The sequence below is a fragment of the Streptomyces sp. NPDC026377 genome, from assembly GCF_055567715.1.
Map to the genome: position 1 here is coordinate 50693 of NZ_JBVHPV010000013.1, position 12810 is coordinate 63502.

Sequence of the window (12810 nt, forward strand, 5' to 3'; positions counted from 1 at the left end):
CGGCGGGCCGACGCTCGTTCGGGTGGAGGCGGTGCGCGTCGGCCCCGCCCTCGCGCGGCGGGCTGGTAGCGGTAGGGCATGCTGCTCTCCTCACGCCGTGTGCGTGCCGCTCTGCTGGCCGCCGCGGCCGCCTGTGTCCTGGCCGCCGCCCCGCCGCCGCCCACCCCGGCCGGAATCGGCGACCCGCTCTTCCCGCGTCTGGGCAATCCCGGGTACGACGTCCTCGCGTACGACATCGGATTCACCTATCAGGGCGACAACAGCAAGCCGCTGGAGGCCGTGACCACCATCGACGCGCGCGTCACCGGCTGGCTGGAGCACATCAACCTGGACTTCGCGCGCGGCACCGTCCACAGCGTCGAGGTCAACGGGGAGAAGGCCGAGTTCGCCCCTGCCGACGAGGACCTGGTGATCACCCCGCCGCGCCCGGTGTACCCGGGAGAGGACCTGCGGATCACCGTCCGGCACACCAGCGACCCGCGCGCGGGCGAGGACGGCGGCTGGGTGCGCACCACCGACGGCCTCGTCATGGCCAACCAGGCCGACGCCGCGCACCGCGTGTTCCCCTGCAACGACCACCCCTCCGACAAGGCGATGTTCACCATCCGGGTGGACGCGCCCCAGGAGTACACGGTCGTCGCCAACGGGCTGGAGGCCGGCCGGACGCGGACGGGCGCCCGCGTCGTCTCCACGTACCGCACCGAACACCCGATGGCGACCGAGCTCGCCCAGGTCTCCATCGGCCGCTCCGCGGTGGTGCGCCACGAGGGGCCGCACGGGCTGCCCCTGCGCGACGTCGTCCCGGCCGCCGACCGGCAGCGGCTGGCACGCTGGCTGCGCAAGACGCCCGCCGAGATCACCTGGATGGAGAAGCAGGTCGGCCCGTACCCCTTCGAGACGTACGGCGTCCTCATCGCCGGCGCCGACACCGGGTTCGAGCTGGAGACGCAGACGCTGTCGCTCTTCGAGCGCTCGCTCTTCGTCCGCCCGGGCTTCCCCGAGTGGTACGTGGACTCGGTGATGGTCCACGAGCTGGCGCACCACTGGTTCGGCGACAGCGTCTCCCCGCGCGCGTGGTCCGACCTCTGGCTCAACGAGGGGCACGCCACCTGGTACGAGGCGCTGTACGCGCAGGAGCACGGCAACCGGTCGATGGAGGCGCGGATGCGCGAGGCCTACCGTCAGTCCGACGGCTGGCGCGCCGCGGGCGGACCGCCCGCCGCCCCCAGGCCGCCGGCTCCGGGGCAGAAGATCAGCATCTTCCGGCCGGTCGTCTACGACGGCAGCGCGCTGGCGCTGTACGCGCTGCGCCAGGAGATCGGGGTGCCCGCCTTCGGCGAGGTGGAGCGGCGCTGGGTGAGCGAGCACCGGGACGGGACGGCGACCACCGCCGACTTCGTCCGCCTGGCGTCCGAGGTCGCCGGACGCGATCTGGCGCCGTTCCTCCAGGAGTGGCTGTACGGGACGAAGACGCCGGCGATGCCCGGGCACCCGGATTGGCACGCGGCCGCGCCGGTCGCGGAGCGTGTGCCCGCGCCCCGCCCCTAGGGCGCCGGACAAGGCCTGGCGGCGGACCCCCGGAAAACCGGGATGACGGCCCCGGCGGCACCGTGCGACCATCGTCGGGTCGGCGGCGCCGCCAGGGCCGGATCCCCGTGCGGGAATCTTTCGGGTCCACTACGCGTTGTGACCGGCACAACCGCAATTCCAACGACGTAAGGATCCAATGACCTCCTCTTCATCCCCTTCCCAGGACGAGCAGAGCTTCGCGGAGAAGAACCGCACCGAGAGCCTTCGGGCCGATGCCCTGATGGAAGAGGACGTCGCCTGGAGCCACGAGATCGACGGCGAGCGGGACGGCGAGCAGTTCGACCGCTCCGAGCGCGCCGCTCTGCGGCGCGTGGCGGGCCTCTCCACCGAGCTGGAAGACGTCACCGAGGTCGAGTACCGCCAGCTGCGCCTGGAGCGCGTGGTGCTGGTGGGCGTCTGGACCACGGGGACCCTCAAGGACGCGGAGAACTCGCTCGCGGAGCTCGCGGCCCTCGCCGAGACGGCGGGCGCCATGGTGCTCGACGGCGTCTACCAGCGTCGTGACAAGCCCGACCCGGCCACCTACATCGGTTCCGGCAAGGCGCAGGAGCTGCGGGACATCGTCCTGGAGTCCGGCGCCGACACCGTCGTCTGCGACGGTGAGCTCAGCCCCGGCCAGCTGATCCATCTGGAAGACGTCGTCAAGGTCAAGGTGGTCGACCGGACCGCCCTGATCCTCGACATCTTCGCCCAGCACGCCAAGTCCCGGGAGGGCAAGGCGCAGGTCTCGCTGGCCCAGATGCAGTACATGCTGCCCAGGCTGCGCGGCTGGGGCCAGTCGCTGTCCCGGCAGATGGGTGGTGGCGGCTCCGGTTCGTCCGGCGGCGGCATGGCCACCCGTGGCCCCGGTGAGACCAAGATCGAGACGGACCGGCGCCGCATTCGCGAGAAGATGGCGAAGATGCGCCGGGAGATCGCGGAGATGAAGACCGGCCGCGACATCAAGCGCCAGGAGCGCCGTCGCAACAAGGTCCCCTCGGTCGCCATCGCGGGCTACACCAACGCCGGCAAGTCCTCGCTGCTCAACCGCCTCACGGGCGCGGGCGTGCTGGTGGAGAACTCGCTGTTCGCCACCCTCGACCCGACCGTGCGCCGGGCCGAGACCCCCAGCGGACGGCTCTACACCCTGGCCGACACCGTCGGGTTCGTCCGGCACCTGCCGCACCACCTGGTCGAGGCGTTCCGTTCCACCATGGAGGAGGTCGGCGACTCCGACCTGATCCTGCACGTGGTGGACGGCTCGCACCCGGCTCCGGAGGAGCAGCTGGCTGCCGTGCGCGAGGTCATCCGCGACGTGGGCGCGGTCGACGTGCCCGAGATCGTGGTGATCAACAAGGCGGACGCGGCCGACCCGCTGGTCCTCCAGCGCCTGCTGCGGATCGAGAAGCACTCCATCGCGGTCTCCGCCCGTACGGGCATGGGCATCGAGCAGCTGCTCGGCATCATCGACGCCGAACTGCCGCGCCCCGAGGTCGAGATCGAGGCCCTCGTGCCGTACACGCAGGGACAGCTGATCTCGCGGGCGCACGCCGAGGGCGAGGTGATCTCCGAGGAGCACACCCCGGAGGGCACGCTGCTCAAGGCGCGGGTGCACGAGGTACTGGCGGCGGAGCTCGCTCCGTACGTCCCGGCCAAGCACTGACGGCGCGCGCGGGCCGGGCACCGACCGGCCCGCGCGCACAACCCACACGGCCCGGCCCCTCGCACGAGGGGCCGGGCCGTGTGCGTCGTGGGAGCCGGCGGTCCTACCGGCCGCCGTACTTCTGGCTCATCTGCGTGAAGATCTGCCGGGCGCCGGCGCCGAGCTGCGGTCCGGCCAGCCAGCCCGAGGTGACCGGGCCGATCGAGGTGTTGGAGACCAGCTCCGCCTTGCCACCGCTGCCGGTGACGAACCAGCCGCCGCCCGAGGAGCCGCCGGTCATGGTGCAGCCGATGCGGTACATCGCGGGCGTGCCGGGGGCGATCGAGAGCCGGCCGGGGCGGTCGACGCACTTGAACATCTTCAGACCGTCGTACGGCGGCGCCGCCGGGTAGCCCCAGGCGCCCATCGCGGACAGGGAGTGCGCGGCGGGCGTCGAGAAGTTGACGGTCAGCGCGTTGCCGACGGTCTCCTCCAGCGACTTGGTGCCCCGCTCCGGCTTCACGTGCAGCACGGCGTAGTCGTAGGGGGCGCCGCTGCCGCCGGTGGGACCGCCGCCGTTGATCCACTCACCGGAGGTGGAGGCCCAGTCGGCCCAGTACGCCCCGTAGGGAGCGATCTCCCGCGAGGGGGCGGTCCGCAGCTGCGCGGCCGACCTGCCCCGGTCGTTGTAGGCCGGGACGAAGGCGATGTTGCGGTACCAGCCGCCCTTCGCGCCCGCGTGGACGCAGTGGCCGGCCGTCCACACGAGGTTGGACCTGCCGGGGTGGGCGGGGTCCTTCACGACCGTGCCCGAGCACACCATGGAGCCCTTGGGGGAGTCGAAGAAGACCTTGCCGACCGGGGCGGCGTAGTCGTGGTACGGCAGGCTCTCGGCGCGGGCCCTGACCGGCGCGGGCTCCGGGTCGCTGAGGCCGGGTGCGCCGCCGGCGTCACCGGCGGCCATGGTCTTCTGCGGGTCCTTGGCGGACTTCATCCGCTCGGGCTTCCACAGTCCGGCGATGACCGGGTTGGCGAAGTCCTTGGCCTCACGCAGCCACTTGGACCTGTCCCAGTTCTTCCACTCGCCGTTCTTCCACTGGTCGAGGTCGACGCCGTGCTTGCGCAGGGCGCCGGCGACGTCGTCGGGAAGGCCCTGGCCTCCCTCGTCCGGGGCGGTGCTCGTCGCGGACGGCTTGCTGTCCGCGCCGTCGTCGCCGGGGCCGCAAGCGGTGGCCGTCAGCGCGAGTGCCGCCGCGAGGCCGGTGGAGGCCAGCAGCGGACGTATGGATCGCATGGAAACGATTCCCCCTGAGATTGCTCGTGCCGTGTCCAGCAGCCCATGGCGGCACACCGGAACGGCGTACCGCCATGGGCATGTCATGCAGGGAAACGGGGTCTTCCGGGACCGCCGTTTCCCCGGCCCCCACTATGCCGGTCGCACATGGGGATCTCGCACACAGGTCCGGGGGCTCTCGTGGAGGGCCCCCGGACCCCTGGGTTCTACCGGCCCGCGTACTTGGTGCTGACCGAGTCGTACACGCCCCTGGCCTCCGGGCCCAGGCGCGGACCCGCCAGCCAGCCGGCCGTCACCGGGCCGATGGAGGTGTTGGAGACCAGCGCGGGCTTGCCGTCGGCGCCCGCCGCGATCCAGCCGCCGCCGGAGGAGCCGCCGGTCATGGTGCAGCCCAGGCGGTACATCGTCGGGGCGCCGGCGTCGAGCGAGAGCCTGCCCGGCCTGTCCTTGCACTGGTACAGCTTCTGGCCGTCGTACGGCGGCGCGGCCGGGTAGCCGTTCGCCGTCATGCTCGCGATCTTCGGCACGGCCGGGGCGTTGAACTCCACCGGCAGGGCCGCGCCCACGGTCTCCTCCAGGGACTTGACGCCCTTGCCCTTCTCGGGGGTGACGTGCAGCACCGCGAAGTCGTACGGCGCGCCCTGGCCACCGGTCGGGCCGCCGCCCTGGATCCACTGCTTGGAGGTCTGCGCCCAGTCCGCCCAGAACACGCCGTACGGTGCTATCTGCTGACGGGTCGCCTTGCGCAACTGCGCGAGCGGCATGTCGGCGTTGTTGTACGAGGGGACGAAGGCGATGTTGCGGTACCAGCCGCCCTTCGCGCCCGCGTGGACGCAGTGGCCCGCTGTCCAGACCATGTTCGACCTGCCGGGGTGCGCCGGGTCCTTCACCACGGTCGCGGAGCAGACCATCGAGCCCTGGGGGCCGTCGAAGAAGAGCTTGCCGAGCTCCGGCAGGCTCTCGTGGTACGGAGCCTTCTGGGCCCGCGCCTTGACCGGCTTCGGGGTCGGGTCCGTCACGCCCTTGTCGCCGGAGATGTCATTGGGGACGGGCTTCTGCGGGGGCTTCTCGGCCTTGCGCATCCGGTCCGGGTCCCACAGGTCCTGGATGATCGGGTTGACGAAGTCCCTGGCCTCACGCAGCCACTTGGACCTGTCCCAGTTCTTCCACTCGCCGTTCTTCCACTTGTCCGGGTCGATGCCGTGCTTCTTGAGCCGGTCCTTGATGTCGTCCGGGATCTGGAGGCCGTCGTCGCCGGCGGTCGCCGAAGCGGTCGGCTTGGCGTCGGCCTTGTCGTCACCGCCCGGACCGCACGCGGTGGCGGTCAGGGCGAGAGCGGCCGTGAGGCCGAGCGCGGCCAGCACCGGGGAGGTGCGCCGCTGCGCGCCCCTCCCGCCACGTGCCGCGGAATTCGGACGTATCGGTCGCATGTTCTTGATCCCCCTGGGACTTCGGTACTGAAAGTGCTGATGCGCGGTGCAGCCACCGTTGCCGCACCGCCAGCCATTACCACGGCGAACCGCCGGCCTGCTGGAAGCCGTCGGTCCACCCCGCCCCGGCCGGAAACCACTGGCCGAAGCGCGGCCCCCACTATGCCGGTGCCGGTGGGGACGGTCTGCGGCAGGGCCGCGGTTCCTCCGCCAAGGATCTTCGCGGTTGCCCGTGATCCTCCGGCCCCGGCGTCGTTGGTACGTACGGGGGACACCGCGCCAGCCTTCAGCCCCGCCGTTCGCACCGGGCAACGGACGTGCCACGGAACCGTCACAGGCTCCCGGCACGGCTGGCACGCACAGCGCAGCGCGCACCGTGGGAGGACCAGAACTCGTGGCCGTGACCGAATCCGCGCCGGTGCCACCGCCGGCCGAGCTTCCGACCACATCGCCGCGGACCCCGCCCACCCAGGAAGGGATCCTGCGGCGCCAGTCCCTGCGCGAGTCGGCGGCCCGGACGTACGCCCGCTCGCTGCCGATCGTGCCCGTGCGCGCCCGCGGGCTGACCATCGAGGGGGCCGACGGGCGGCGCTACCTCGACTGCCTCGCGGGCGCGGGCACCCTGGCCCTCGGCCACAACCACCCGGTCGTGCTCGAAGCCATCCGCAAGGTCCTCGACTCCGGCGCCCCGCTGCACACGCTGGACCTGGCCACCCCGGTCAAGGACGCCTTCACCACCGAGCTGTTCGCCACCCTGCCGCGGGCCCTGGCCGACCGCGCGCGGATCCAGTTCTGCAGCCCCGCGGGCACCGACGCGGTCGAGGCCGCGCTGAAGCTGGTCCGCACCGCCACCGGCCACGGCGGACTGCTCGCCTTCACCGGCGCGTACCACGGCATGACGGCCGGCGCCCTCGACGCCTCGGGCGGCGCCTCCACCGCCCGCGTCACCCGGCTGCCCTACCCGCTCGACTACCGCTGTCCGTACGGCGTGGGCGGCGAGCGCGGCGCCGAGCTCGCCGCCCGCTGGACCGAGAGCCTGCTCGACGACCCCAAGGGCGGGGTGCCCGCCCCGGCCGCGATGATCGTCGAGCCGGTGCAGGGCGAGGGCGGGGTGAACCCGGCGCCCGACTCCTGGATGCGCCGGATGCGGGAGATCACCGCCGCCCGCTCCATCCCGCTCATCGCCGACGAGGTGCAGACCGGCGTCGGGCGCACCGGCGCCTTCTGGGCCGTCGAGCACAGCGGGATCGTGCCCGATGTGATGGTCCTGTCCAAGGCCATCGGCGGCTCCCTGCCGCTCGCCGTGATCGTCTACCGCGACGACCTCGACGTCTGGGAGCCCGGCGCCCACGCGGGCACCTTCCGGGGCAACCAGCTCGCCATGGCCGCCGGCACCGCGACCCTCGCCTACGTCCGCCAGAACCGGCTCGCCGAACGCGCGGCCCTGCTCGGCGCCCGGATGCTCGCCCGGCTCCAGGGCCTGGCCGCCGACCACCGCACCATCGGCGACGTCCGGGGCCGGGGTCTGATGATCGGCGTGGAGCTCGTCGACCCCGAGCACGAGGATCCCCGCACCGGCGTCGCGGCCCCCGCGCCCGAGCTGGCCGTCGCCGTCCGGCGGGAGTGCCTGCGCCGCGGTCTCATCGTGGAGATCGGCGGCCGGCACTCCAGCGTCGTACGGCTGCTGCCGCCCCTCACCCTCACCGACGAACAGGCGGTCGCCGTCCTCGACCGGCTGGCCGACGCCCTCGCCGCCGCGGAGCGCTCGGCCCGCCACCGCACCGACACCGGGCCCTCCCGCTGACCCGACCCCCCACACAAGGAAGCCCACCGTGAACCGCACCCCCGCGCCCGACGCGCCCGACGGCCCCGGCCGTCCCACCGCCCCCCACGGCCCCCTTGTGGCAGAGACGGTGCCGCGTCAGAAGGCGGGGATCCACGGCGAACGGCTGACCGCCGACGACCCGGCCGGACGGGACCCCCACGGGGCCCGGCGGCATGAGTACCCGGACCGGGAGCCGCTGGACCATCCGGACCCGGCAGTGGCCGCCGAGGCCGCGGCCGTCGAGAACCTGCTCCGCTGCTGGGTACGGGAGAACGACCTCGCCCCACCCGAAGGGCCCCTGCTGCGCATCGCGCTGCGCGCCAGCGGCACCGCCCTGCTGGTGCCCGTCCGGTACTGGTCCGCCACCGGCTGGCACCGCTTCGGCATGCCGGAGCTGGAGGGCGCTCCGCACGGGGCCCCGGTCGCCGACGCCGTCACCGTCGCCGCCCTGCTCAACCGCGAGTCCGGCCGCGCCGAGGGCGCCGACCTGGTGGGCCGCGTCGCCGACTCGGTGCGGCGCACCGCGGAGTTCATCGCCGAACGGCGCCAGCACCCGGGCCCCGCCGCCGAGGCCGACCTCTTCCTCTCCGCCGAGCAGTCCCTCCTCCTCGGCCACCCCCTCCACCCCACCCCGAAGAGCCGCGAAGGTCTCTCCGAGGCAGAAGTGCGCCTCTATTCACCGGAGTTGTACGGCTCGTTCCCGCTCCACTGGATGGCCGTCGACCGTACGGTCCTGGCCGCCGACTCGGCGTGGACGGACGGCGGCCGGCCCGTCACCGCCGAGGAGCTCACCGCCCGGTTCGCCCCAGGGCTCGCCGTCCCGGCGAACGCCGTGGCGCTGCCCCTGCACCCCTGGCAGGCCCGCGAGCTCACCCACCGGCCGGCCGTTGCCGGCCTCCTCGACGCCGGGCTCCTGCGCGACCTCGGCCCGTACGGCGAACCCTGGCACCCCACGTCCTCCGTCCGTACGGTGCACCGCCCCGGCGCCGACGCCATGCTCAAGCTCTCCCTCGGGCTGCGCATCACCAACTCCCGCCGGGAGAACCTGCGCAAGGAGCTCCACCGGGGCGTGGAGGTCCACCGGCTGCTGCGCTCCGGTCTCGCCGAGCAGTGGCAGGCCGCCCATCCCGGGTTCGACATCGTGCGCGACCCGGCCTGGCTCGCGGTCGACGCCCCGGACGGCCGTCCGATGCCCGGGCTCGACGTGGTGATCCGGCACAACCCCTTCGGGCCGAGCGACGACGCCGTCTGCATCGCGGCCCTGACCGCGCCGCGCCCGCTGCCCGGCCGGCCCGGGACCACCATGCACTCGCGGCTCGCGGACATCGTGGCCGGGCTCGCCGCCCGCACCGGCCGGCCGACCCCGGCCGTGGCCGCCGAGTGGTTCCTGCGCTACCTCGACCAGGTCGTCCGCCCCGTGCTCTGGCTGGACGCCACGGCCGGGATCGCGCTGGAGGCCCACCAGCAGAACACCCTGGTCCTGCTCGACCCCGAGGGCTGGCCCGTGGGCGGGCGCTACCGCGACAACCAGGGCTACTACTTCCGCGAGTCCTTCCGGGACGCCCTCGAACGCCGGCTTCCCGGGGTCGGCGCCACCAGCGACACCTTCGTCTCCGACGCCGTCACCGACGAGCGCTTCGCCTACTACCTCGGCATCAACAACGTCCTCGGTCTCGTCGGGGCCTTCGGCGCCCAGCGCCTCGCCGACGAGCGGGTGCTCCTCGCCGCCCTGCGGCAGTTCCTCACCAGGGCGACCGCGCTCGGCTCGCCGCTGCCCGCGCAGTTGCTGGACAGCCCGACCCTGCGCTGCAAGGCCAACCTCCTGACCCGGCTGCACGGCCTCGACGAACTCGTCGGCCCGGTCGACACCCAGTCCGTGTACGTCTCCATCGCCAACCCCCTCCACCCCACCCCCACCAAAACGTCGTCCCCACGAGCAGCCGACTGACGAGAGAGGAGCGTCGCCGTGCCTCCCACCGATGCGAGCACCGACGCCGGAGCCGGTCCCACCCCCCAGTCCGGCGACGGCGAGGACACGCTGGACATGCGGCTGCCCTATGAACTCGTCGCGTTGTTCGGGGAGTCGAGGGCGGACGCGAGCGGGAAGGGGGAGGCGGAAGGCGGCGGGGGGGAGGGTGTCGTCACGGGGGGCGTCCCCGAGGGGAGGGACGTCGGGGCCGGGGCCGGGGCCGCGGAGGCGGAGTGCGATGAGGCGGAGTGCACGGAGGGGGGCAATCAGGCGGAGCCCACTGATGTCGTGATCGCCGAGGTCCTGGTGGGTGACGCTTTGGGTGCCTCGGCAGTCCCGGACCCCATTGCCCCGGTCTCGGCCACCCCGGACCCCACCGTCCCGGTCTCGGCCGTCCCGGATCCCATTGCCCCGGCCCCCACCGCCCCGGCCTCGGACACCCCGGCCCCCGCCGCCATCCCCGCCCCCGCTCCCGCCGCCCCCCTCCCCTTCACCTCGCCCCTCGTCTCCCCCTTCGCCCCCCACCCGCACGGGGACGGCCTGCTCGACTGTCCCGGGGAGTGGGGGCCGGTCACCACTCCCGTGGGCGTCTTCCACCTCGTCCCCGTCCGCGTCGAGCGTGACCTCCCCCTCCTGAGCGCCTGGATGAACGACCCGGCCGTGGCCGCCTTCTGGGAGCTCGCGGGGCCCGAATCGGTGACGGCGGCCCATCTGCGGCCCCAACTCGACGGAGACGGCCGGAGCGTGCCGTGCCTCGGCCTGCTCGACGGCGTTCCGATGAGCTACTGGGAGATCTACCGGGCCGATCTCGACCCGCTCGCCCGCCACTATCCGGCGCGTCCGCACGACACCGGCATCCACCTCCTCGTCGGAGGTGTCGCCGATCGCGGGCGCGGGGTCGGAACCGCTCTGCTGCGGGCCGTCGCCGATCTCGTCCTCGACAACCGGCCGCTCTGCCCCCGGGTCGTCGCCGAGCCCGACCTGCGCAACACCCCGTCCGTCTCCGCCTTCCTGAGCGCCGGCTTCCGGTTCTTCGCGGAAGTCGACCTGCCCGACAAGCGGGCCGCCCTCATGGTCCGCGACCGCGTGCTCAGGAACCTGCTGTGAACCCGCCGCGCGCCGGCGCGAACCGTCCGCCGTCCTCCATACACCGCCCGAACCGCACCGGTTCCACCCCGAGGAGTCGCCTTGCCGAACCCGCTTGTCCCCGATGATTCCGAGGAACGGGAGGACCTGCTCGTACCGCCCGAGCTGAACCGCGAGACCTGGGACCGCGCGGCCCGCCGCCTGCTCGCCAAGATGCTCGGGGCGTTCGCGTACGAAGGGATCATCGAGCCGGTCGCGCGGCGGGACGGCGGCGAGGACCCAGGACCGGACGGCGGGCCCCCGGGGGCGGGCGGCCCCCGGCGGGAACCCGGCACCTACACCCAGCCCCTGGACGACGGCTCCGCCCTCTCCTTCCGCGCCCGGCGCGGCGCGTACGACGACTGGCTCGTCGACGCCGACTCCGTCCACCACGACGGACAGCCCTTCACCGACCCGCTCGCCTTTCTCACGCGGGCCCGCCGCACGCTCGGACTCGACGGCGCCACCTTCGGCCACCTCGTCGGCGAGCTCACGGCCACCCTCGCCGCCGACACCCGCCTGGACCACACCGCCCTGTCCGCCCCCCGCCTCGCGGAGCTCGGGTACGCGGAGCTGGAGGGCCATCAGACCGGGCACCCCTGGCTCGTCCTGAACAAGGGCCGGGTCGGGTTCTCGGCCGCCGACGCCGCCCGCTGGGCCCCCGAGGCCCGCAGGGCCGCCCCCCTGCCCTGGATCGCGGTCCGCACCGACCTCGCCCGCTACCGCGGCGTCACCGCCCTCGCCACCCCCGACCGGCTCTACGCCCGGGAACTCGACCCGGAGGTCCGCGAGGGCTTCGCCGCCGCGCTGCGCGCGCGGGGACTCGCCCCCGAGGACTACCTGTACCTGCCCGTCCACCCCTGGCAGTGGGACGAGGTGGTCCTGCCGCTCTTCGCCCCGGCCGTCGCGGACGGCGCGATCGTCCCGCTGCCGGGCGACGCCGACCTCCGGCTGCCGCAGCAGTCCATCCGGACCTTCCTCAACACCTCGCGGCCCGAGCGGCACACCGTGAAGCTGCCGCTGTCCATCCTGAACACGCTCGTCTGGCGGGGCCTGCCCACCGAGCGCACGCTCGCCGCGCCTGCCGTCACGGCCTGGGTGCAGGCCCTGCGCGACGCCGATCCGTTCCTGCGGGACGAATGCGGGGTGATCCTGCTCGGAGAGGTGGCCTCCGTGGCGGTCGAGCACCCGCTGTACGACCGCCTCGCCGAGGTTCCGTACCAGTACAAGGAGCTCCTCGGGGCGATCTGGCGCGAGCCGTTGCAGACCCGTCTGGCGGGAGGGGAACGCGCGCGGACGCTCGCCTCGCTGCTCCACACCGACCCGCGCGGGCGTGCCTTCACCGCCGAGCTCGTCGCCCGCTCGGGCCTCGCCCCCCACGTCTGGCTGCGCAGGCTGTTCGGCGCGCTGCTGCCGCCGCTGCTGCGCTTCCTCTACCGCTACGGGACGGTCTTCTCCCCCCACGGCGAGAACGCGATCGTCGTCTTCGACCAGCACGACGTGCCCGTACGGCTGGCGATCAAGGACTTCGTGGACGACGTCAACGTCAGCGCGGAGCCGCTGCCCGAGCACGACTCCATGCCCGACGATGTACGCGCGGTTCTGCTGACCGAGCCGCCCTCCTTCCTCACCCAGTTCATCCACTCCGGCCTCTTCGTCGGAGTCTTCCGCTACCTCGCACCGCTGTGCCAGGAGCAACTGGGGGTGGCGGAGGGCGACTTCTGGGCGCTGGTGCGCGAGGAGGTCCTGCGCCACCAGGCCAGGTTCCCCGAGCTCAAGGAGCGCTACGAGATGTTCGACCTGCTCACGCCCCGGATCGAGCGGCTCTGCCTCAACCGCAACCGGCTGCATCTGGACGGCTACCGGGACCGCCCCGAGCGCCCGCACGCGGCGGTCGCGGGCACCGTCCCGAACCCGCTCGCACCGCCGACGTGATCGGATTGTCAGTGGTGCCCC

The 12810-nt window shown here is 73.4% G+C and carries 8 protein-coding genes; 6 read left to right on the forward strand and 2 right to left on the reverse strand.

Annotated elements, in window-relative coordinates; all coding sequences use genetic code 11:
- The first annotated feature begins 78 nt into the window (after nt 1-78).
- Together ACZ4MU_RS24915 and hflX are read left to right on the forward strand one after the other, a co-directional pair.
- Entirely contained in the window at nt 79-1548 is a 1470-nt protein-coding gene (locus ACZ4MU_RS24915; RefSeq protein ID WP_467880554.1) for a M1 family metallopeptidase, read from the forward strand.
- A gap of 178 nt (nt 1549-1726) precedes the next feature.
- Nucleotides 1727-3232 carry a GTPase HflX gene (gene hflX, locus ACZ4MU_RS24920; RefSeq protein ID WP_467880557.1) on the forward strand — a complete coding sequence of 502 codons (1506 nt, stop codon included), beginning with the start codon at nt 1727-1729 and terminating at the stop codon, nt 3230-3232.
- Nucleotides 3233-3335: 103 nt separating this feature from the next.
- Here hflX and ACZ4MU_RS24925 read toward each other — a convergent pair whose 3' ends face one another.
- Both ACZ4MU_RS24925 and ACZ4MU_RS24930 read right to left on the reverse strand, forming a co-directional pair.
- Complete coding sequence (locus ACZ4MU_RS24925) at nt 3336-4505, reverse strand: trypsin-like serine peptidase (RefSeq protein ID WP_467880560.1); 1170 nt, start codon at nt 4503-4505, stop codon at nt 3336-3338.
- Between the two features lie 206 nt (nt 4506-4711).
- Nucleotides 4712-5935, reverse strand: a complete 1224-nt coding sequence (locus ACZ4MU_RS24930; protein ID WP_467880563.1) for a trypsin-like serine peptidase — start codon at nt 5933-5935, stop codon at nt 4712-4714.
- Between the two features lie 394 nt (nt 5936-6329).
- Here ACZ4MU_RS24930 and ACZ4MU_RS24935 point away from each other — a divergent pair, with 394 nt between their 5' ends.
- From ACZ4MU_RS24935 to ACZ4MU_RS24950, 4 genes are all read left to right on the forward strand, one after another.
- Nucleotides 6330-7739, forward strand: coding sequence for a diaminobutyrate--2-oxoglutarate transaminase family protein (locus ACZ4MU_RS24935; RefSeq protein ID WP_467880565.1), 1410 nt, complete (start codon nt 6330-6332; stop codon nt 7737-7739).
- A gap of 28 nt (nt 7740-7767) precedes the next feature.
- Nucleotides 7768-9708: an IucA/IucC family protein gene (locus ACZ4MU_RS24940; RefSeq protein ID WP_467880567.1), complete on the forward strand. Its 1941-nt coding sequence runs from the start codon at nt 7768-7770 to the stop codon at nt 9706-9708.
- A 477-nt stretch (nt 9709-10185) separates the two neighbouring features.
- Nucleotides 10186-10836 (forward strand): GNAT family N-acetyltransferase, encoded by a 651-nt coding sequence (locus tag ACZ4MU_RS24945; RefSeq protein WP_467880956.1) that lies wholly within the window; start codon nt 10186-10188, stop codon nt 10834-10836.
- An 81-nt stretch (nt 10837-10917) separates the two neighbouring features.
- Complete coding sequence (locus ACZ4MU_RS24950) at nt 10918-12789, forward strand: IucA/IucC family protein (protein ID WP_467880569.1); 1872 nt, start codon at nt 10918-10920, stop codon at nt 12787-12789.
- Nucleotides 12790-12810: the final 21 nt, after the last annotated feature.